This window comes from Paraplanobispora siamensis (genome assembly GCF_016863175.1).
Taxonomy (GTDB): domain Bacteria; phylum Actinomycetota; class Actinomycetes; order Streptosporangiales; family Streptosporangiaceae; genus Planobispora; species Planobispora siamensis.
The window spans coordinates 112234-131542 of sequence record NZ_BOOJ01000051.1; the positions used below are offsets into that span (position 1 = coordinate 112234).

The 19309-nt window shown below is 72.2% G+C and carries 14 protein-coding genes; 5 read left to right on the forward strand and 9 right to left on the reverse strand.

All coding sequences use genetic code 11. The annotated features are described in order from the left end of the window. Positions 1-4: 4 nt before the first annotated feature. Positions 5-1048 (forward strand): NAD(P)-dependent alcohol dehydrogenase, encoded by a 1044-nt coding sequence (locus tag Psi01_RS29080; protein WP_204067348.1) that lies wholly within the window; start codon positions 5-7, stop codon positions 1046-1048. Here the strand turns inward: Psi01_RS29080 and Psi01_RS29085 are convergent. The 3 genes from Psi01_RS29085 to Psi01_RS29095 all read right to left on the reverse strand — a co-directional run bounded on the left by Psi01_RS29085 (position 1011) and on the right by Psi01_RS29095 (position 3566). Then, positions 1011-1196 (reverse strand): hypothetical protein, encoded by a 186-nt coding sequence (locus tag Psi01_RS29085; RefSeq protein WP_204067306.1) that lies wholly within the window; start codon positions 1194-1196, stop codon positions 1011-1013. The genes Psi01_RS29080 and Psi01_RS29085 overlap by 38 nt on opposite strands. Positions 1197-1233: 37 nt before the next feature. Then, entirely contained in the window at positions 1234-1782 is a 549-nt protein-coding gene (locus Psi01_RS29090) for an amino acid permease (protein ID WP_204067307.1), read from the reverse strand. 113 nt (positions 1783-1895) lie between these two features. Beyond that, complete coding sequence (locus Psi01_RS29095) at positions 1896-3566, reverse strand: KAP family P-loop NTPase fold protein (RefSeq protein ID WP_204067308.1); 1671 nt, start codon at positions 3564-3566, stop codon at positions 1896-1898. Positions 3567-3869: 303 nt separating this feature from the next. Here Psi01_RS29095 and Psi01_RS29100 point away from each other — a divergent pair, with 303 nt between their 5' ends. Then, positions 3870-4439 (forward strand): hypothetical protein, encoded by a 570-nt coding sequence (locus Psi01_RS29100; RefSeq protein WP_204067309.1) that lies wholly within the window; start codon positions 3870-3872, stop codon positions 4437-4439. 170 nt (positions 4440-4609) lie between these two features. Here Psi01_RS29100 and Psi01_RS29105 read toward each other — a convergent pair whose 3' ends face one another. The 3 genes from Psi01_RS29105 to Psi01_RS29115 are packed head-to-tail and all read right to left on the reverse strand — an operon-like array spanning position 4610 to position 9065. Continuing rightward, entirely contained in the window at positions 4610-5989 is a 1380-nt protein-coding gene (locus Psi01_RS29105; RefSeq protein WP_204067310.1) for a glycosyltransferase, read from the reverse strand. A 6-nt stretch (positions 5990-5995) separates the two neighbouring features. Further along, the gene (locus Psi01_RS29110) at positions 5996-8101 is read right to left on the reverse strand and encodes an HAD-IIIC family phosphatase (RefSeq protein WP_204067311.1); all 2106 of its coding nucleotides are present in this window, start codon (positions 8099-8101) and stop codon (positions 5996-5998) included. A gap of 34 nt (positions 8102-8135) precedes the next feature. After that, a complete protein-coding gene (locus Psi01_RS29115; protein WP_204067312.1) occupies positions 8136-9065 on the reverse strand; it encodes a TauD/TfdA family dioxygenase in 930 nt (309 codons plus the stop codon). A gap of 442 nt (positions 9066-9507) precedes the next feature. On the opposite strand from Psi01_RS29115, the gene Psi01_RS29120 reads away from it, so the two are divergent. Next, complete coding sequence (locus Psi01_RS29120; protein ID WP_204067313.1) at positions 9508-15114, forward strand: non-ribosomal peptide synthetase/MFS transporter; 5607 nt, start codon at positions 9508-9510, stop codon at positions 15112-15114. A 29-nt stretch (positions 15115-15143) separates the two neighbouring features. On the opposite strand, the gene Psi01_RS29125 is transcribed toward Psi01_RS29120, so the two are convergent. The 3 genes from Psi01_RS29125 to Psi01_RS29135 are packed head-to-tail and all read right to left on the reverse strand — an operon-like array spanning position 15144 to position 17517. After that, entirely contained in the window at positions 15144-16403 is a 1260-nt protein-coding gene (locus Psi01_RS29125; RefSeq protein WP_239128120.1) for an acyltransferase family protein, read from the reverse strand. Between the two features lie 3 nt (positions 16404-16406). Then, entirely contained in the window at positions 16407-16826 is a 420-nt protein-coding gene (locus tag Psi01_RS29130; RefSeq protein ID WP_204067314.1) for a DUF1707 SHOCT-like domain-containing protein, read from the reverse strand. A 25-nt stretch (positions 16827-16851) separates the two neighbouring features. Beyond that, complete coding sequence (locus Psi01_RS29135) at positions 16852-17517, reverse strand: phosphotransferase (RefSeq protein WP_204067315.1); 666 nt, start codon at positions 17515-17517, stop codon at positions 16852-16854. A gap of 173 nt (positions 17518-17690) precedes the next feature. On the opposite strand from Psi01_RS29135, the gene Psi01_RS29140 reads away from it, so the two are divergent. Beyond that, complete coding sequence (locus Psi01_RS29140; protein ID WP_239128121.1) at positions 17691-18521, forward strand: ABC transporter ATP-binding protein; 831 nt, start codon at positions 17691-17693, stop codon at positions 18519-18521. After that, positions 18511-19296, forward strand: a complete 786-nt coding sequence (locus tag Psi01_RS29145) for an ABC transporter permease (RefSeq protein WP_204067317.1) — start codon at positions 18511-18513, stop codon at positions 19294-19296. Before Psi01_RS29140 ends, Psi01_RS29145 begins: the two co-directional genes overlap by 11 nt. The last annotated feature ends 13 nt before the right edge of the window (positions 19297-19309 follow it).

Consider the following 19309-nt stretch of genomic DNA (forward strand, 5'->3'; position numbering starts at 1 on the left):
GACGATGCGAGCCGTACGACTGACCACCTGGCAGCACGAACCGGAGATCCTCGACATCCCGGTGCCCGAGCCCGGGCCCGGGCAGGTACTGGTCAAGGTGGCGGGGGCCGGGGTCTGCCACTCCGACCTGCACGTCATGGACTGGCCGGAGGGTGCTCTGCCGTACGAGCTGCCCTTCACGCTCGGCCACGAGACCGCCGGATGGATCGAGCAGACCGGTCCGGGCGTGGAGGGCTGGAGCGCCGGTGAGGCGGTGGCCGTGTACGGGCCCTGGGGCTGCGGGCGGTGCCACCGCTGCGCCCAGGGCATGGAGAACTACTGCGAGCGGGCGCCGGAGATCAGGGCCGCCGGAGGCGGGCTCGGCCGGGACGGCGGGATGGCCGAGTACATGCTCCTCCCCTCACCCCGGTTCCTCGTCCCGCTGGGCGATCTCGATCCGCGTACCGCCGCTCCGCTCACCGACGCCGGTCTGACCTCCTATCACGCGATCAAGCGTTCCCTGCACCGGCTGACCCCCGGCAGCACGGCGCTGGTCACCGGGATCGGCGGCCTCGGGCACGTCGCGGTGGAGCTGCTCAAGGCGCTCAGCCCGGCCACCGTGGTCGCGGTCGACACCGCTCCCGGCAAGCTCGACCTCGCCAAGCGACTCGGCGCCGACCACGCGCTGCCCGGCGACCAGGACACCGCCTCCCAGGTCCGCGACCTGACCTCCGGCCGCGGTGCGGAGCTCGTGCTGGACTTCGTGGGCGGCCGGCAGACCCTCGCCCTGGCCGCCGCCTGCGCCTCCGTCCTCGGCGAGGTGGCCATCGTGGGCCTGGCCGGCGGCGAACTCCCGGTGGGCATGGGCCGGCTGCCCTTCGAATGCTCCGTCAGCGTGCCGTACTGGGGGTCACGCCCCGAGCTGATGGAGGTCATCGCCCTGGCCCGGCAGCGCCGCATCACCCCGCACGTCGAGACCTTCCCCTTGGAGCAGGCCCTGGAGGTCTACCGGAGACTGCGCGAGGGAGAGCTCACCGGCCGGGCCGTGCTCCTGCCGCACGCCGCCTGAGCGGGGCGGCGCGCGCCGTGACGGCGAGGTAGACCGGGATCCCGGCGAGGAGCAGGGCGGTCCCCTGGTAGACGGCGCCGTATCCGGAGCCGAGGACCATCCAGAAGGAGAAGGCGAAAGCGGTGGCCGCGACCGAGGCCGACTCCACGCCGAGGTGGCTGAACAGCAGCAGCGCGGCCGCCGCGCTAGCTCCCGTCGGTCGCGTTGAACGGGCCGAAGTTCTCGGCTTCCAGGAAGAACAGCCCGAAGACCGCGACCAGCAGCAGGGGCACGAACTTCAAGATCGTGGTCACCAGCGCCGCGGCCCCGGTGCTGCGCACGCCGGCCAGATTGATCACCGCCGCGGCGGCCATGGCCGCCACCCCCACCGCGAGGGTGAGCGCCGCGTCGTGCCTGATCGGGACGAGCACGTCGACGTAGCCGAGCCAGCCGACCACGAGCGCGGCGTTGCCGGCCCAGGCGGTGATCCAGTACGCCCAGGCGTTGAGGAATCCGGGCAGCTCGCCGAAGGCGGCACGGGCGTAGACGTACGGCCCGCCGGTCTGCGGCTCCCGTACCGCCAGCCGCCCGAAGACCACGGCCAGCGCCAGCGCTCCCGCGCTCACCAGGATGAACGCCACGATGCTGACCGTGCCGTACCGCGCCGCCTGCGCGGGCAGCACGAACACCCCGACCCCGATCACGTTCCCCATGACCAGCGCCGTCGCCTGCGTCAGACCCAGTCGTCCCGCCACGCCACCCCCCGATGACCTTCACCGGAAGGCTGTCACAGAGTGTGACGACATGCGGGGAACACGACCGGAGGCGTTCACCGTCGGAAGTCTTCGTCGTCGCCGGTCGGCCGGCTTCAGGATGTCGCCGACCACACGAAGGAGTCGCGGATCACGCGCAGTTCCCGTTGCAGCTGGTCCACGGTTTCGCCGGTGCCGCGGACCCACTCGGCGACGTCACCGGGTCCGGTGCCCCCGCCCTCCTGGACGGGCGACGCCGAGAGCCGGGCCACCGCGCGCTGCAGCGTCTCGACGATCCGGACGAGCCGCCTGTGGTCCTTCTGCTGCTGGGCGAAGCTCGCGAGCCTGGCCGCGATCGCTGACATCTCACTGGCCGGCGCGCTCGCGCTGGCGTCCCCGAGGGTGCGCACCTCGGCCGTGACGCGGCGGAGTTCCTTGCGGAGCTTGCCGACGTCGCGGTAGCCCTCGGTCAGCGCGGAGTTGTAGTTGCGCGTCGCGTGCAGGCTGTAGATGTACTCGTCGAGGTTGGGCTGCCGGGTGAGCGGCTCGGCGGCCGGGGATCTGAGGTAGAGGATCAGGTCACTGGGCAACAGGCCGAGCTGGGGCCAGAGGTTCTCGAAGGCGCTGTCGTCCCCGGTCCGATAGTGGCCCAGGGCGTCGATGAAGACGTCGGATTCGGCGAGGACGACGTCGTACATCTCCTCCCATTCTCTGCGGAACTCCAGAGTCTGCAACGCCAGCACGGTGTCCTGGTCCAGCTTGGGGCGGATCATGGTCTGCAGCGTGTAGGCGTTGATGAAGCGCTTCACCTCGCGCGGGTTGATGCGGCCCTCCACCGCGATGTATCCCAGATAGCGTCTGACGCGGTTCTTCAGGTCGCCGAGCTGGGCCTCGCCCAGGTCGGCGGTCGCGTAGATCGACCTCATCAGGTCGTCGAGCTGGACGGCCGTCATGGGCGGCAGGGCGTAGGGCACCTGGAATATCTTCTTGACGTACTCGAGCTCGGTACGGTCGACCGCGCCCGGCCCGTTCGCGCCCGGCCGGGTGTGGGCGGGGAACTTCTCCTGAACGGCCCGCTCGACGACGTCCTGGTCCACCCCCACGACGAAGACGAACCCCGGCAGGTCGAAGAAGAGCTTCATCGACTCGATCAGATCGAGCGCGTTGGCGGGAAGACAGCGGTCGAGATCGTCGACGAAGACGACGATCCGGGCGAACTCCGCGGCCTGCACCTCGTCGAAGGCGGCCGACAACTGGCTGAAGGCGGCGAAGTACATCGACTGCGGGCTGTCGGCGGGATCGGACTCGGCGGCTCCCATCGCCTGCAGGGCCTTGTCGACGTCGAAGGTCACCTTGGCCACCGAGCCCAATCCGACCTGGGCGCTGAGGCCGGTGGCGAACGCCCGAACCACCGTACCGATCTTCCGGGCGATGCCGCGTGCGCGTTCGGCCGCCTCCGGCCGGCGCTGCGCCGCCCTGGCCCAGGTGATCAGCGCGCTTCTGACCGTGTCCAGCAGGGGCACGATCAGATGGGGCTCCTTCTCATAACGCCAGGCGTTGAACTGGACGATCACCAGCTGGTCGGATGCCAGTTCGTCGGCGATCGCGTTCATCAGTGTGGTCTTGCCGCTGCCCCAGCTGCCGAAGATGCCGATGGCGAAACGGGGCTCGCTCGTCCGGATGATCGTGGCCAGGGCCGCGGCGATGGCGGGAAACCCGAGTTCGGGCTGCTTGGCGGGCGTGTCGAGCAGGATGCGGGGCGCGGTCCGGTCTGCTGTGGTCGTCATGGCATGATCCCCTTGTCCTCACGTTGCCCTCCCCGCCGCAGGGTTCGCACCGGTGGAAACGGATCGCGACGACGCGGCGCAGGGCACCCTCCGGCTCGATCCCATGAGGGTAGCCAGCCGGGATGCCGCCCGCCTCGGGAGACGACCCGGGGGCATCCCCAGGTCGATGCCGCATGAGCACGTGTGGCTCACGTGTCCACTGACATCGGCCGTGAACGAGGGCGTAGTTGGACGTGTTTCCCGTGCGCCGGGCGCGATGTACTTCCTCGGGGACCAGGGGGCCCACGACATATGAGGAGACACGTGAATCTCAGCATTACCCGCAGGACCAGCGTCCGTTCTCTCGTCACGGGGGCGCTGCTGGCCATCTCGGCGGCGGCGATCGCCACCCCGCCCGCGCAGGCGCAGATGCTCACCAACGTGACGGCGATCGGCGGGAAGCTGTCGGTCAACTCCGGCAACGTCGGCGACCGCATCACCATCAACGTGGAGGGCGGCGCCCTGGTGGTGCGGAACTTCACCGACACCATCAAGGCGGGGAGCTTCACCTGCACCAACGTGGATGTCAGGACCGTCCGGTGCAACAGCTCGGGGATCACCAACATCCTGGTGAACTCGCAGGGCGGCGCCGACACGGTGACCAACAACACCGCGCTGACGTCCAGGGTGTTCCTCGGCCCCGGCGGCGACATCTTCGAAGGCGGTTCGGCCCGGGACTTCGTCAACGGCGACGGGGACAACGACCTGATCGACGGCAACGGCGGCAGCGACATCCTCATCGGTGACGAGGGTGGCTTCGACCAGGTCTTCGGCGGTGCGGGCACCGACTTCTGCAACGCCGAGGCGGAGAACTCCTGCGAGAGCGACGCGTAGGAGACCTGAGGAGGTCTCACCGGCCCGGTGCCCGCGGCGTGCTGCCGTGGGCACCGGGCACAGGGCTCATCGCCGAGAGGCGGGGAAGACGGCGATCAGCACCTCCCCGGCCGCCTCAGCCCGGACCAGGTCCGGGGCATGCCCGGGCCCTCGGCCGGCTGGCCGCCTGCTCACCTGTCGGCGCCGGTTCCCACGGGCCGCTCCCCCGTCCCGGGCGCGGCGGCGCGAGCGCCGGCCCGCTCGGTGAGCATGGCGGCCAGGCGCTCGCGCTGCCGGGGTGTGAGCCGTCCGAGCCGCTGACGCAGTCCCGGGCGGGTCAGGACCTCGTCGGCGCCGATGAGGCTCTCCACCCGGTCGGCCGCGGTGCGCACGGCGACGTCGGAGGCCGTCTCGGCGGCCAGCGGCGCGGCCCGCTCGCGGTAGCCGGTGTCCTGCAACGCCTCGGTCAGCAGGTCGGCGGCCCGCTTGTCGTCCCAGCGCGAGACGGGCAACCAGCGGCACAGGCCGGCGCGCTCCATGCGTTCGGCGTTGTCCGGGCGGTCGACCCCGTGCGCCAGCATCACCTGCGGGGTCGCCGACGCCAGCGCCCGCCCGAGCGTGCCCATGCCACCGTGGTGCACGACCGCGCTCACGTACGGCATGAGCGCGGCGAACGGCGCCGAGGGCAGCCACCGGACCCCCTCGGGCAGCGGGTCGGGGACCAGCGACCGGTGCCGGGTGACCAGCAGGGCGGGCCGGCCGGCCCGGTGGCAGGCGCGGGCCGCCACTTCGTAGAAGGGCCGGTGGAGCACCAGGCCGGTGCCGCCGGTGATCAGCACGGGCGGCTCGGGCCAGTCCGGCGGCACCGTGTCCCGCACGGCGTCCCCCACGGCGTCCCGCGCTGTGTCGCCCGCTGTGTCGCCCGCTGTGTCACCGAGGATGAACCCGCACTTGACGACGTCGTCCGGCGTCGGATCCCCGGCCGCGTCGAACCAGCCGGGCCATCCGCCGAGCTGCACCCGGGCGTTGTTCAGGTACGCCGTCCAGTCGCGGACGGGCTCCAGGCCGAATCCGCGGAAGAGGTCGTCGAACCCGGCCCCCAGGACGTGCCGGTAGACCTGGTGGGTGACCGGCAGGGTGACGTACTGGCAGGGCGCCATCGCCTGCGTGGCGACCGGCACGCCGTACAGTTCGGCGGCGATCAGCGCGGCGATGCCCGAGGTGTGCCGGGCGAGCACCACGGTCTCCCCCGGACGGTACCGCTGCCTGATCATCTCCACCTCGTCGCGGAGCTGGTCGAACAGTTTGTTGCGCCGGTAGAGCTCCAGCACCCCCTCGGGATCGCGGAGCGGGTCGAGCATGAACCGCCCGGTGTCGTCCAGATGCCGGTCGTAGGCCTCGTCGGTGTCGATGGGCACGTGCCGCAGGCCAGCGGCGGCGACGCGGTCGGCGAACCACGCGTGGGTCATCACGCTGACGTCGTGGCCCCGCCCCGCCAGCTCCCGGCCGACCCGGATGAGCGGCAGCACGTCACCGTTGGTGCCGTGGGTGCTCACCAGAACGGTCGCCACGGCGGATCAGCTCTCCCCGCGCACGAGCAGGGCCTCGATCTCCTCGTCGGAGAGCCCCTCCAGTTCCTCGAGCAGTTCCTCCAGCTCCGCGTTCCCGGCCTGGGCCACCTGCTGCTCCTCGATGACGCGCGCGATCTCGGCCACGGTGAACGTGGTGGTGTAGAGGGTTTCGAAGGGCAGCTCGACGCCGTACTCGGCCCTGACCCGGGCCATGAACTGCACGAGCCGCAGCGAGTGCCCGCCGAGCTCGAAGAAGCCGTCGTCGACGGACGCGGGCGGGATGTCGAGGATCTCCGCCCACCAGCGCATGACGGCCGCCTCCACGGCCGTCGCCGCGACGGCGACCGCGGCGGAGACCGGAGCGGGAGCCGCCGTCCGCAGGGCCCGCAGGACGGCGTCCACGTCGGTCAGCCGGGTGGCGATCCCCTCGACCCGCTCCCAGTCCGCCCGGGGAGCGGCTTCGGAGGCGGGCGCGGCGGCCCGGGTCCCGGAACCGGGCGCGGCGGTCTCGGCGGGAACGTGCACGACGGCCGCCGCCGCGTCCGCGTCCAGGACGTGCCAGCGGAGGTCGCCGTCGGCCGGGGCCGCGGCGCCGGGCAACCCGGCGAGGAAGTCACGGGCCGGCTGGTTCCTGGCGGTGACCCGGTGAGCCAGGGCGACCCGTGCCAGCCCGCGCTCGCCTGCCAGCGCGCCCAGGTGCGCCAGCATGCGGTGCTCCACCCCGCGCCCGAGCGCCCGGCAGCTGAGGAGGAAGGCGTCGGCCCGCAGGGTGTCGCCGTCGGTGCGCGCGGCCGTCAGGCCGACCAGTCCGTAGTCGCCGAACCGGTCGCGTACCTCGACGACGTGCAGTTCCCCGGCGGGGTGCCGTTCCGCCGAGAGGTTGAACTGGTTGGTGCGCCGGGCCAGCTGGGAGACGCGCTCGGCGTGCTCGGGGCCCGCCGGGGTGATGGTGACGCTCAGGTCGAGCGTGGCGAAGAAGTCGGTCAGCGACATCTCACGCATGGCCTGGTCACGCCGGTACTGCTCCCGGTAGTACCGGCCGCGCGCGCGGTCGGCGTCCGTCACCGCGGTGTGGTCCAGCGGCCAGCAGTGGCGCAGGAAGCGGGCCGCCTCGGCCGGGTCGGCGGGCAGCCTCAGCGTCAGCGCCTCCGGGCAGCCGGCGCGGACCTCCGCGCACTCCACCGGGCTGTCGTCCAGGAAGACGAACGAGTCCAGGCCGAGGTTCAGCTCGGCGGCGAGCGAGCGCAGGGCCCGCGACTTGGCGTCCCATCCGATCCGGGTCGCGGTGATCTGGTCCGGGCCGATCGGGAGTCCGGGGTGCCGGGCGAAGACCTCGCGCACGTCCTTCTCGTCGTTCTTGCTGGCCAGGCAGAGCAGCCGGCCGGCGGCGACCTGGCGGGAGAGCTCGTGCCACACCCGCAACCGGTCGGGACCGATCGTCACACCGTCCGGGCCGTCCTCGCCGACGACGCCGTCCCAGAGGGTGCCGTCGCAGTCGGCCACGATCACCTTGGGGCGCGCGGCGATCATCGCGTGCAGGCGCCGGGCGAGCGCGGTCGCCAGCGCGGCGAAGTACGGCTCGGTGTAGGGGACGTTGCCGATCCGGTCGGCGAACGCGTCGTGGACCTCCTCCACCTCGTACGGCTCCGCCGAGGTGAGGACCTGCACACCGGGGTCGCCCACGCACGCCTCCTGGAGCACGGCGGCCAGCCGGGCGTGCGCGTCGCTCCCGGCCTCCGGGGACGGCGGGCAGATCATCAGCAGGTGCGGGGTGCCCGAGGCCTTCGCCGAGGTCCGCACCGCCGCGGCGAGGTCGGCCGCGACCGCGTCCACCCGGTCGAGCCCTCCGTCGTCCACCCCGTCGGACCTGCTGCCGGACCCGCTGCCGGCGGTCAGATCCTGCGCGCGGACCAGTACGGCGACGGCGTCGGCCCGGCCGAGCACGCCGCCCGGGTCCAGCAGCGAGGGGAAGACCTGGCCGTAGGGGGCGAAGTCGACGTCGCCGCCGATGCCGAGCTCGGCCAGCCAGAAGCGCAGGACGCCGGCGAGGGGTTCGGCCGTGAAGGTGGCCGCGACCCCCAGGCGGAAAGCGCGGAAAGCGTTGTCGTTCACGACGGTATCCCTTGGATCAGTCGGATACGGCGGATCAGTCGGACATCGCGACGAGGACACGCCGGGAACCGGTGTACGGCCGGCGCCCGTGGCCGACCAGCACGTTGTCGATGAGCAGCAGGTCGCCCTCCCGCCACTCGACGTCCACCGCGTTCTCCAGACCGCGGTCGCGGGCCTGGATGACGTACGCGTCGGGAATCGGGCTGCCGTCGGGGAAGGTCACCGACTGCGGCAGCTCCTCCGGGGGCATGAGCTCGGCGAGTTCGGCCGCGGCCTCGTCGCCCAGCGAGGCGGGGTGCCACTGGTCGGCCTGGTTGAACCACACCTCGGCCCCGGTGACCGGGTGCCGGGTGGTGGCCGGCCTGGTCTGGGAGATCCGGATCCCGCCGCCGGGACGCCACTGCCAGTCAGCGCCGGAGCGGTCGAGGAAGTCCGCCACCCGGTCGCGGTCGCCGGTCTCGAACGTCTCCTGCCAGCTCTTGCCGAGTCCCCGGCCGCCGTGCAGGTTCTGGGTGTAGCGCACTCCCTTGGAGAACGCCTCCCGGACCTCGGGGTCGAGCGAGTGGAGCCAGCGCACGCCGTCGACGACCGGCGTGGCCCCTCCGGACTCGGCCGCCTTCTGGCAGAAGAACAGCAGGCGCGAGGGCCACGAAGTGGAGTAGGACAGCTCGTTGTGCATCGAGATGGTGTACTCGGCCGGGTACTCCGTCGAGGTGTAGACGTTGCCGGCGAGCTTGGTGCGCGGCGAGTTGCCGTGGACGTAGGCCAGGCGGTTGGGCAGCAGCAGGTCCATCACGCGGTCGAGGCCGTCCTCGGTGACGCGGAACCCCCTGATGACGAGGGCCTTGTTCCGGATGAGCAGCGCGCCCACGTCGGGAATCGCTTTCAGCCGCTCCACCAGGGCGTCGACGGTCGCGTCCGCGCTCTCGGGGGTTATCTCAAAGGGCTCCCACACGTCTTCCATCAGTTTCCTCACTTCTCCGTGGCGATCAGAAGCCGCATGGAAAAGGCAATGCAGCGGTTACCGCAGAGAATGGAAACACGGGAACGGCTTATGCGCAACGGCACCCTTCTCGAAATCTATTTCAAGTCTCACCGATCTAGTCCGAGTCAATTTGCCTGACTTTCCCGGTAGACGTGTGCGATCGCCTGCGCTGCCGTTACTCTCCCGAGAGATCGGCCTAGAGCAGCCCCTTTCCGAGGTGGCCGGTACCGACGCGGGAGACCCTTGAACTAGCGAGGCCAGAAGTGTACTGTGGTAAAGGAATTTGCTGTGGGAGCGCTCCCACGGCAGCGTCGCCGGAGACTGGGACATCATTCCCAGCAATTCATCCCGGGCTCGGAGAAAGCATTTTCACGCGCTCGCTCGACTGTGCCGTAAATCAAGTCGAGGGAGATAAAACGCCATGACGATCACGCCCGCGACCAATCACGACAATCGGATAGCGTCGCTTTCCCCTCGCCGCCGTGAGGCGCTGCGCCGGCTTCTCGCCGACCGGCGGCCCGTCCCCGAACCGATCACCAGGACTCCCCGCGGCGCCGGGCCGGTGGCGTGCTCCGCCGAGCAGCGGCAGATGTGGCTCGGCGCCAAGTTCGGCGAAGGCGCGCCCGCGCCCAACGCCACCATCGGGCTGCGGCTGGCCGGTGACCTCGACGTGGGCGCGCTGACCGCCGCCCTGGACGCCCTGGCCGGACGCCACGAGATCCTGCGCACCGTCTACGCGGGCGACGACGAGCCCCGCCAGATCGTCCTGCCCCCGGGACCGGCCCCGCTCACCGTGGCCGACCTGACGGACCAGCCCGCCGCCGAGCGGGAGCAGCGCGCCCGGGAGCTCACCGCGGCCGCCGCGGTGGAGCGGTTCGACCTCGCCGGCGGCCCGGTCTGGCGTGCGACGCTCGTCCGCCTCGCCGACGACCTGCACGTCCTGCTGATCGCCTTCCACCACATCGCGTGCGACGGCTGGTCCGTCGGCGTCCTCCTCGAGGAGCTGACCACCGCCTACACCGCCGCCCGCCAGGGCCGGCCCGTCGAGTTCGCCCCGCTGCCGATCCAGTACGCCGACTACGCCGCCTGGTCCGGCCGGGAGCTCACCCCGGAGGTGCGGGCCTCGCGGCTGGCCTACTGGCGCGAGCGGCTCGACGGCGCGGCCGGGGCCGAACTGCCCGTGGCCAGGGAGCCCGGCCCCCTGTCCACGACCGAGGAGCCGGGCCCCGTCCGGCCGGGCAAGCGCAGCGGTTCGCATCTGTTCACCCTGCCCGGTGCGGTGGTCGACGCCCTCAAGGAGGCCGGCGGGCCGGGCACCACGCCGTTCGTGGCCCTGCTCACGGTCTTCTCGATGCTGCTGTCCCGCTACACCGGCCAGTCCGACCTGACCGTCGCCTCCGTCAACGGAGGACGCCGCCGCGTCGAACTGGAACCCGTCGTCGGCTGTTTCGTCACCCCTGTCCCGCTCCGCACGGACCTGTCCGGCGACCCGGCCTTCCGCGAGGCCGCCCAGAGGGTACGGCGCGGCCTCGGCGAGGCCCTGGCCCACCAGCTGCCCTTCGCCGAGCTCATGGAGGCGCTCAGCGACCGCGACGCGCGCCGCTTCTCGCTGTCGTCCGTGGGCTTCTCGCTGCGGGCCTTCCGCGACCAGCGCGGCAGGTGGCCGGGGCTGGAGGCGTCGGTCTGGGAGCACGAGGTCGACGACTTCACCTACGACCTGGCGTTGATGGTCCACCTCGGCGAGACCGAGGAGCCCAAACTCTATCTGACCTACCAGAAGGACCGCTTCGACGAGGAGACGGCGGCCCTGCTGGCCGGGCACTACCGGACCCTCGCCGAGCAGATCGCGGCCGCCCCGGACACGCCGCCGGCCGACCTGGAGCTGCTCACCCCCCGGGAGCGGGAGCTGGCCCTGGGCGCGTGGAACGACTCCGCCCGCCCCTACCCCTCGCAGGCCCTGCCGGAGCTGCTGGAGCGGCACGCCGGCAGTGACGCGACAGCGGTCGTCTCCGAGGGGCGCCGGACGACCTTCGCCGAGCTGCATGCCCGCGCCAACCAGGTCGCCCACCTGCTGCGGGACCGCGGCATCGGCCCCGAGGACACCGTGGGCGTGCTGCTCGATCGCGGCCCCGAGCTCATCGCGTGCCTGCTGGGCGTGTGGAAGGCCGGGGCGGCCTACCTGCCGATGGATCCGAAGTTCCCGGCCCGGCGGATCGCCGACATGTTGTCGATCGCCACGGCGCCGATGGTGCTGACCTCGGCCGAGCACGCCCACCTGTTCGAGACCGCCCCCGGCGGCCCCGAGATCGTCGACGTCCGCGGCGGCGAGATCGACGCACGCCCCGGCACCCCGGTGGCGGTGCCGTACGACCTGGAGCGGCTGGCATACGTGATCTTCACCTCGGGTTCGACCGGCCGCCCCAAGGGCGTGCAGGTCACCCACCGAGGGCTGGTCAACCACGTGTGGTGGGCGGTGGAGGAGCTGGCCGGCGCGGGAGAGGGCGGCGCCCCCCTGTTCGGCTCGGTCGCCTTCGACCTGGTGGTGCCCAACCTGTGGGCCCCGCTCGTGGTGGGCCGGCCGGTCACCGTACTGCCGCAGGACTTCGACATGGGCAGTCTCGGAACGCTGCTGGCGGAGGGCGGGCCGTACGCCTTCATCAAGCTCACCCCCGGCCATCTGGAGATCCTGGGGCACCAGATCGACGCCCGGCAGGCCGAGACGCTCGCCGGGAAGATCGTGGTCGCCGGCGAGGCGCTGCCCGGGCCGATGGCCAACCGGTGGCTGGAGATCCTCGGCCCCGGCAGGCTGATCAACGAGTACGGCCCGACCGAGGCCTCCGTCGGCACATGCGTCTACCCGGTCCGGGACCGCCAGCTCGTGGAGGTCGTGCCCATCGGCCGGCCGCTGCCCAACATGCGGATGTACGTCCTGGACGCCAACCGCCGGTTGCAGCCGGCGGGCGTGCCCGGCGAGCTGTACGTCGGCGGCGTCGGCGTCACCCGCGGCTACATCAACCGGCCGGACCTGACCGGGGAGCGCTTCCTCGATGATCCGTTCTGCGAGGGCGGCCGGATGTACCGCACCGGTGACCGGGTCGCCTGGCTGCGCGACGGGAACGTGGCCTTCCTGGGCCGTTTCGACGACCAGGTCAAGATCCGCGGCTACCGGATCGAGCTGGACGAGGTCAGGGCGGCCGTCGCCGACCACCCCGGGGTGCGGGACGCGGTCGTGACGGTGCACGCCTTCACCGCCGAGGACAGGCGGCTGGTCGCCTACTACGTCCCGGCGGGCCCGGTCGACGACCTGTCCGCGCACTGCGAGGCGCGGCTGCCCGAGTACATGGTCCCCTCGGTCTTCGTCCCGCTGGAGGGCATCCCGCTCAACCAGAACGGCAAGGTGGACCGCGAGGCGCTGCCCGAGCCGGCGGTGGTCGTCGGCGACGACCTGGCCGAACCGGTCACCGGGACCGAGATCCTGGTGGCGGGGGTCTGGAAGGAGGTCCTCGGCGTCGAGAACCTCTCGATCGACCACGACTTCAACGCGCTGGGCGGCCACTCGCTGCTGCTCATCCGCATGGTCGCCAGGCTGCGCAAGGTCATGCCCGCCGACGGCTACCAGGTGACCGTCCTGGACGCGATCGAGCACCGCACCGTGCGCGAGCTGGCGGCCTTCCTCGACGGCGCGGGCGCCGAGCAGGGGGCCGGGGCCGGCGGCGGCCCGCGGGCCCTGCTCCTGGAGCTCACCAAACCCGTCAGGACGCCCCGGCTCTCCCTGGTCTGCATCCCCTACGGCGGGGCCAGCGCGATGGTCTACCAGCCGCTGGCGGACGCGCTACCGGCCGGCCACTCGCTCTTCGCCGCCTCCCTGCCGGGCCACGAACTCGGCGTCGAGGAGGACGTGCTGCCCTTCCACGAGGCGGCCCGGCGCCTGGCCGAGGAGATCATGGCCAGGGTCGGGGGGCCGGTGGCGCTGTACGGCCACTGCGTGGGCAGCGCGCTGACGGCCGAGACCGCCCGGCGGCTGGAGGCGGCCGGGCGCCGCGTCGAGGCCGTCTACATGGGCGGCAGCTTCCCCTTCGCCACCCCCCGCAAGGGCGTCAACGGCCTGATCGGCCGGGTGCTGCGCAGCGAGCGGCTGGACAACAACACCTCGCACGCCAACTGGCTGCGCGCGATGGGCGCCGACCTGCAGGACCTCGAACCCGAGCAGGTCGACCACATCATCACCACCATGCGCGTGGACGCCCGCGCCGGTGAGGAGTACTTCAGCGACCTGGTCGAGGACGACGCCCCGTCGCTGCGCGCGCCCGTGGTGTCCGTCGTCGGGGACCGCGACGCGCTGACCGAGTACTACCAGGAGCGCTACCGCGACTGGCACGCGGTCTCCGCGACCACCGGATTGGTCGTCATGGCCGAGGCGGGCCACTACTTCCTGCGCTACCGCGCCCGGGAGCTGGCGCAGATCCTCACCACCACGCACACCGCCTTCGACCGGCCCGAGGAGTGGCATCCGGCCGACACCGCGGGCACGGCCGACACCGCCGGCGCAGACACAGGCACCGTCGGCGCAGACGCAGGCACCGCCGACGGCACGGACGGCACGGTCACCTGGTGGCGCCAGGCGCTGTCCACCGACCGGCTCGCGCCGGCCGACGGGCCGCAGCCGAGCCTGGGCCGGTTCTTCACCGTGGCCACCGGCCAGATCGTCTCGATGGTCGGCGCGGTGATGACGGAGTTCGCCGTCCCCATCTGGGTCTACCGGGAGACCGGCTCCCTGATGCAGTTCGGCCTGTTCGCCATCATCGCCCTGGTGCCCGGCCTGATCTTCGCCCCGCTGATCGGCGCCCTCGTCGACCGCCACGACCGGCGCCGGGCCCTGCTCGCCGGCGACGGCGTCTCCCTCGCCGTGCAGGCCGCGATGCTGGCGCTGGTGCTCACCGGCGGACTGACCGTCCCCGTGCTCTGCGGCCTGCTGGTCGTCCTGTCGGTCTCGGTCACCCTGCAACGGGTGGCCTGGCAGTCGGCGGGACCGCAGCTGGCGCCCAAGCACTATCTGCACCACGTCGGCGGCGTCGTCCAGCTGGGCAACTCCGTCGCCCAGCTGATGGTCCCGCTCTTCTCGGTCGCCCTGCTCTCCCTCATCGGCCTGACCGGGATCCTGACCGCCAACGTGATCTGCTACGTGATCGCCCTCGGCGTGACCCTGCTGGTGCGCTTCCCCGCCACGATGGCCTGGCGGCGCAGGGAGACGGTGGGCGCCGAGATCCGCAACGGGTTCCGCTATCTGCTGCGCCGCCGCGGCCTGCGGGCGATGGCGCTGACCATGTTCGTGGTGAACTTCTTCCTGCTCACCGCCTTCGCCATGTTCGCGCCGCTGGCCCTGTCGGTGGGCGGGCTGGCCGACACCGGGCGGGTGGCGCTGGTGGCCGGCGTCGGCGCGGTCGCCGGCGGCCTGGTGATCGCGGTGTGGGGCGGGCCGCGCCGGCGGCGGATGTTCGGGATGCTCTCGGCCGCGGGCGTGCTCGGCCTGTTCTGCGCCCTGGCCGGGCTGCGCCCCTCGCTCGTGCTGATCATGGCCGGAGCCTTCGGCATGTCGTTCATGATGTCGATCAGCGACGGCATCTGGCTGACGATCATCCACTCGAAGGTCCCGCAGCGCTACCACGCCCGGGTGATCTCGATCAACCGGATGCTCGCCATGTCCACCCAGCCGCTCGGCATCGTGGTGAACTCCTGGCTGGTGGCGTCGGTCTTCGAGCCGCTGATGCGGGAGGGCGGCCCGCTCGCCGGGACGCTCGGCCCGATCATCGGGACCGGCGAGGAGCGCGGCATCGGCCTGCTCTACCTGGTGTGCGGCCTGGCCATCGCGCTCACGATCACGATCGCGCTGCGCCACCCGGCCCTGGCGAGGTTCGACCGGGAGACCCCGGACGCCGAGGCCGACGACCTCATCGGCCTGGAGGTCCTCCGCGAACGCCGGCGGCCGGTCACCGGCGCCGGGCGCCGGCAGTCGCCGGAACGGGTGTGACGATGCGCGGTGTCCCGGCCCGCGGAGTCCTACCGCCGTCCGGAACGGCCGGGCCGGGCCACCGCGGGCTGGGCCACCGCGGGCGGGCGCCGCTCCGGGCGCAGGCCGAACAGGAAGCGGGTCGGGGCGGTACGGCGGACCAGGAGGTCGTACGCCGCGAAGATCAGCACCAGGGAGACCGTGCCGATCACCGAGAACTTCACGGCGATCGAGGCCTCCCAGGCGATCACGACGAACGCGACCGCGACGACGACCGGCTGGTGCAGGACGTACAGCGGCAGCACGGCCTCGGACAGGTAGGCGTACCAGCGGCGGGGCCCGCGCCCCCGCGGGGTGGCCGCCGACCGGCCGCGGCGGTCCAGGAAGCCGAGTATCGCGATCAGCCAGCACCATCCGGTCACCCCGAACAGGGCGCGGCCGGCGACGGCCTGCGGGGTCAGGTCGGTGAAGGGGTCGCCGCCCGCGGTCATCAGCAGCGGCCCGCCGACCAGGAAGAGCACCACGCCGGAAATCGCGATCAGGCGCAGGTCCCGGCGCAGCGCGGCCCTGAACCGCTCGTCACCGGCGAAGGCGAACCCGGACAGGAAGAACAACAGGTACGCCGCCCGGTGCCAGCCCGCGAACTGCTCCTCCAGCCCGGCCAGCGCGCACACCGCCGCCAGCGGCACGGCCGGCAGCAGGATGGCGCCCGGCCGGCGCTCGGCTAAGGCGGCGGCGCGGTCGCCGAGCCGCGGCCCCCAGGAGCCGCCCCAGCGCACCAGCGGGGTCAGGATGAGGGAGAAGGTCAGCAGCAACAGCAGGAACCACAGGTGGCCGAACTCGAAGTGCCGCCCCTCGAAGATGAACGGGAAGTCGCGCCATTTGAACCCGTCCAGGTCGAAGAAGCGCGGCAGGAACTCCAGGTAGGACTCGTGGAAGGCGGGGTCGGAGCGCTGCCGCAACCACTCCGGCACGGGCACCAGCACGACGGTCCCGAACGCCAGCGGCACCCCGAGGCGGCGCAGGCGCTCGGCGGCGTACTCCCCGGCGCCCCGCCTGCGCAGCGAGTGCCGGGCTCCCAGGCCCGCCAGGAAGAACAGCAGCGGCATCGCCCACAACACGCCGAGGGCCGAGACGACCAGCGTGACCGGGGTGGTCTCGGCGTTCTTCACGTAGAAGTCGTCCCGGGCGTCGAAGACCAGCGCCGTGTGGAAGAACACCAGCCCGACGACCACCAGGACCCGAATGGAGTCCAGCTCTGTGCGCCGCTCGGACGTCACCACGGGTGAGGGCGGCATGGTTCGTGGCATGGATCAGGGTCCTTCCCCGCTCGCGTCCCGTCTTCTCCGGATGGCGCCCGCCGTGACGACCGCCAGGATGAGCGCGGGCGGGAGCATGCCCTTCGGCCAGAAGTCCGCAGGGCACGCCTGGGCCACGCTCACCGCCACCCAGACCGCGACGTTGACCGCGAAGACGACCGCCCAGCCGGTCCACACGAGCTTCAGCCAGCGCGGGAGTCCGGCCGGGGACGGGCTCTGCGGGCTCCGCCGGCGATTCTCGGGCAGGTCGGCGACCAGGTCGGCCAGCTCGCCCTGGGTCACCGAGCGGTAGGCCAGGCCCACGCGCTCGTCGAACTCCCCGAGGTTGAGGCAGCCCTCCTCCACGGCCAGTTGCAGGCGCTCGGCGGCGGCGTCGCGGTCTCGGTCGGATGCGCGTACGTCGCGGTTGTGCATGTCGGCCTCCCTGGCGACGGAGGGGTCAGGGCTGGGTGTGCTCGGCGAGGAAGGCCGCGATGTCGGCCTTCTCCGCGTCGGTGGTGCTCCGGGCCGCGCACCGCCGCTCGGCCATGGCCCGCAGGTACGGCCGCGCCGCCGCCACGTCGATGTCCTGCAGGAACGCCGCCAGCGTGGCGGCCTTGCACTCCTCCAGAGACGGCCCGGCCGGGGCGGTGGCCAGGATCAGCCAGGTGGAGGCGACGTCGGCGCCCGCCGCGCCGCGGGCCGCGTCGGCCCAGTCGACGACCCTCGGGCCGTCCGCGGTCAGAAGCACGTTGCCCGGGTGGAGGTCCAGGTGGAGCAGGCGGTTGCCGGGGCAGCCGGGGGCGGCCTGGAGCCAGCCGGGGGCGCGTACCTCGGCGAGGTCGCGCAGCAGGGTCACCAGGAGGCGGATCCGGCGGGGCGCGTCCCCGGGCGCGCGGGCCATCTCCGCCATGAGGCTCGGCCCCTCCACCCGCTCCATGAGGATGTCGGGACCCTCGACGTCGAAGACCTCGGGGGCGGGGAACCCGTGGCGGCGGGCGTGGCGCATCGCGGCGGCCTCGCGTTCGAGGTTGCGGCCGTCGCGGGAGCGCCGGACGACCCGGCCGGGCCCGGCCTCGAGGATCTCGCAGTCGCGCCCGGCGGCTATCAACGAACCAGCGTGCATGCCGGTCAGATTAGGAAGTAAAGCCCCGGGCGGAAATGCCGCGCCACTGGCGGGTTTTTACGGCAACTACCTGCCATCGGGCGCCCCGTCAATTCCCGCTGTCATCCGTCCAAGATGGCTTCAACCGCACTAGCCCGCTTACTCCACAACATCGGGGAGGTGACACGTTGCTGGTGGCAACCGATCTCGTCAAGCGGTACGGCGATGTCCGGGCCCTTGACGGATTCACTCTGAGCGTGGCGGCCGGTGAGATCGTCGGACTCCTGGGACACAACGGCGCGGGGAAGACGACCTTCGTCGAGATCGTGTCCCACCTGACCCGCCCCGACAGCGGGCAGGTGACCATCGACGGCAGAACCCCGTCCGCCGCCCGCGGCGAGGTCGGCGTGGCGCCCCAGCATCTGGCGCTGTACCCCTCCATCACCGTACGGGAGCACCTGGAGCTGTACGGCAGGCTCGCCGGGCTGCGGCGGGCGGCGCTGCGCGAGGCCATCGAGGAGCTGTCCGTCGTCCTGCGGCTCACCGAGATCATGGACAGGAGGGCGGGCAAGCTCTCCGGCGGCCAGCAGCGGCGCACGCAGGCCGCCAGCGCCCTCGTCCACCGCCCCCGCCTCCTGCTGCTCGACGAGCCCACGGCCGGCGCCGACCTGGAGACCCGCCAGGCCATGCTGGATGTGGTCAAGCAGCGCGCGGGAGAGGGCGCGGCCGTCGTCTACACCACCCACTACCTGCCCGAGCTGACCGAGCTCCGGGCCACGATCGCGGTCGCGCGCAGCGGCCGGGTGATCGTCAGGGGGGCCTGCGACGAGCTGCTGCGTGACCTGCCGGGCGAGGTACGCGTGACGCTGGACGACGAGGAGGAGATCGCGGTCTCCACCTCCGACCCGGCGGCGGCCCTGATCGACCTGCTGGGCCGGGTGAACCGCCCGGTCACCTCGGTCGACGTGCGCAACCCGTCCCTGGACGACCTCTACCGATCCCTGGCGGTCACCCATGCTTCTTGACACCGCCCCGCGCCGCCCCGGCGTGTTCGACGCGCTGCACCGCATCGGCGCGCTGGCCCGGCACAACCTGATCATCCGGTTGCGTGACCCCGGTCAGATGATCAGCTACGTCGCCATGCCCATGGTGCTCATGCTGGTGCTCAAGCCCCTGTACGTACGGGCCCTCGACCAGGGCGCCACCCAGATCGCCACCGGGCTGATGGTGATGTTCTCGGTGTTCGCGATCTCCATGGCGGGCAACGCGATCCTGTCGGAGCGCACCTGGCGCACCTGGGACCGGCTCCGCGTGAGCCGGGCCCCGGCGTTCGAGCTGCTGATCGGCAAGACGCTGCCGCTGTTCGGGGTGATGATCGCGCAGCAGGTGATCCTGATCGTCTACGGCTGCCTGGCCATCGGCCTGCCGGTGCCGCCGTCGCCCGCGCTGGTGCTGCTGGCCATCGTGATCTGGGCGTTCACGCTGCTGTCGCTCGGCGCGGCGCTGGCCACGCTGGTGCGCAGCCACGGCGAGCTCAGCGTGATCACCGACGTGGGCGCGCTCACCCTCAGCTCGCTGGGCGGGGCCCTGGTGCCGCTGAGCATCATGCCCGGCTGGGCGCAGACGGCCGCGCACGCCTCCCCCGGCTACTACGCACTGGACATGATGCAGGCCGCGGTGCGCGGGGACGTGGCCGGCATCCTGCCGTCCGCCGCCGTACTGCTGGCGCTGGGCCTGGCGGCGGGCGCCTTCGCCGCCCGCAGGCTGGCGCGCGGCTGGAGCCGTGGCGGGCTGCTGTGACAGCAACCTCAGT

Coding starts and splice junctions, on each gene's coding strand:
- Psi01_RS29080 (WP_204067348.1), top strand. CDS start 5: ATGCGAGCCGTACGACTGACCACCTGGCAGCACGAACCGGAGATCCTC.
- Psi01_RS29095 (WP_204067308.1), bottom strand. CDS start 3,566: ATGACGACCACAGCAGACCGGACCGCGCCCCGCATCCTGCTCGACACG.
- Psi01_RS29115 (WP_204067312.1), bottom strand. CDS start 9,065: ATGGAAGACGTGTGGGAGCCCTTTGAGATAACCCCCGAGAGCGCGGAC.
- Psi01_RS29120 (WP_204067313.1), top strand. CDS start 9,508: ATGACGATCACGCCCGCGACCAATCACGACAATCGGATAGCGTCGCTT.
- Psi01_RS29125 (WP_239128120.1), bottom strand. CDS start 16,403: ATGCCACGAACCATGCCGCCCTCACCCGTGGTGACGTCCGAGCGGCGC.
- Psi01_RS29130 (WP_204067314.1), bottom strand. CDS start 16,826: ATGCACAACCGCGACGTACGCGCATCCGACCGAGACCGCGACGCCGCC.
- Psi01_RS29135 (WP_204067315.1), bottom strand. CDS start 17,517: ATGCACGCTGGTTCGTTGATAGCCGCCGGGCGCGACTGCGAGATCCTC.
- Psi01_RS29145 (WP_204067317.1), top strand. CDS start 18,511: ATGCTTCTTGACACCGCCCCGCGCCGCCCCGGCGTGTTCGACGCGCTG.